Source organism: Photobacterium andalusiense (assembly GCF_900185625.1).
Lineage (GTDB): Bacteria > Pseudomonadota > Gammaproteobacteria > Enterobacterales > Vibrionaceae > Photobacterium > Photobacterium aquimaris.
Genome location: NZ_FYAJ01000031.1, coordinates 1 through 1,660, shown reverse-complemented (window position 1 = coordinate 1,660; position 1,660 = coordinate 1). Strand labels below are relative to the sequence as shown.

Annotated in this window: 3 tRNA genes and 2 rRNA genes; all 5 read right to left on the bottom strand. The window is 47.4% G+C overall.

Annotation, left to right across the window (positions count from 1 at the left end):
* Positions 1-433, bottom strand: a 23S ribosomal RNA gene (locus PAND9192_RS20170); the annotation flags it as partial.
* 329 nt (positions 434-762) lie between these two features.
* Positions 763-838 (bottom strand) — tRNA-Val (locus PAND9192_RS20165).
* A 31-nt stretch (positions 839-869) separates the two neighbouring features.
* A tRNA-Lys gene (locus tag PAND9192_RS20160) sits at positions 870-945 on the bottom strand.
* A 2-nt stretch (positions 946-947) separates the two neighbouring features.
* Positions 948-1,023 (bottom strand) — tRNA-Glu (locus PAND9192_RS20155).
* Positions 1,024-1,124: 101 nt separating this feature from the next.
* Positions 1,125-1,660: ribosomal RNA gene (locus PAND9192_RS20150) — 16S ribosomal RNA — on the bottom strand; the annotation flags it as partial.

Here is a 1,660-nt window from a genome sequence, read left to right as displayed (position 1 = left end):
GTCAGTCAGGAGTATTTAGCCTTGGAGGATGGTCCCCCCATGTTCAAACAGGATATCACGTGTCCCGTCCTACTCGATTTCACTAATAAAGCGTTGTTGGTTACGGGGCTATCACCCTGTATCGCGGCACTTTCCAGAACCTTCACCTAACGCTGAACTAACTTAAGGGCTAATCCGGTTTCGCTCGCCGCTACTACCGGAATCTCGGTTGATTTCTCTTCCTCGGGGTACTTAGATGTTTCAGTTCCCCCGGTTCGCTTCATTAACCTATGTATTCAGTTAATGATACTAGCTTATGCTAGTGGGTTTCCCCATTCGGAAATCCCAGACTCAAGTGGCTTTTACTGCCTAATCTGGGCTTATCGCAAGTTAATACGTCCTTCATCGCCTCTGACTGCCAAGGCATCCACCGTGTACGCTTAGTCACTTAACCATACAACCCCAAGAGGTCTTGTATGTTCAAACAACCAAGGTTTGCGTTTAATAATCCGATCAAGAAAATATTAAACATTGGTTTTTCGCCGGACTCGATACAAGACACTTGAATGTGTGTTGTTTTGAGAACTCGTTTTTATTCGAAAATAAAAACATTTTTAAAATCAATCTTTCGATTGAATTTACTAGTCAGCTTTCCAGATTGTTAAAGAGCATACAATTATCTAACGATAACCACTTTCTAATGATTTTCAGCGACAACAAGGCGGACTTAATAAAGGTATTCTTCATTAAATCTGCTATTCCGTGCAGAAAATTCTTAGAGAGTGGTGGGCGATACCGGGCTCGAACCAGTGACCCCCTCCTTGTAAGGGAGGTGCTCTCCCAACTGAGCTAATCGCCCACGATAGTTTTAATTCCGTCGTGAGAAAGAATGGTGGGTCGTGCAGGATTCGAACCTGCGACCAATTGATTAAAAGTCAACTGCTCTACCAACTGAGCTAACGACCCATTGGCGTCCCGTAGGGGAGTCGAACCCCTGTTACCGCCGTGAAAGGGCGGTGTCCTAGGCCTCTAGACGAACGGGACAATGTTCATACTTATTATTGTTGGGCAACAATAAGTGGCTCTCTTACATTTTAACCAAGCAATCTGTGTGGACACTGCATAAAACAGCATAAGTCTTTAGGTAAGGAGGTGATCCAGCCCCAGGTTCCCCTAGGGCTACCTTGTTACGACTTCACCCCAGTCATGAACCACACCGTGGTAAACGCCCTCCCGAAGGTTAAGCTATCTACTTCTGGTGCAGCCCACTCCCATGGTGTGACGGGCGGTGTGTACAAGGCCCGGGAACGTATTCACCGTGACATTCTGATTCACGATTACTAGCGATTCCGACTTCATGGAGTCGAGTTGCAGACTCCAATCCGGACTACGACGTACTTTGTGGGATTCGCTTACTATCGCTAGTTTGCAGCCCTCTGTATACGCCATTGTAGCACGTGTGTAGCCCTACTCGTAAGGGCCATGATGACTTGACGTCGTCCCCACCTTCCTCCGGTTTATCACCGGCAGTCTCCCTGGAGTTCCCACCATTATGTGCTGGCAAACAAGGATAAGGGTTGCGCTCGTTGCGGGACTTAACCCAACATTTCACAACACGAGCTGACGACAGCCATGCAGCACCTGTCTCAGAGTTCCCGAAGGCACTAAGCTATCTCTAGCG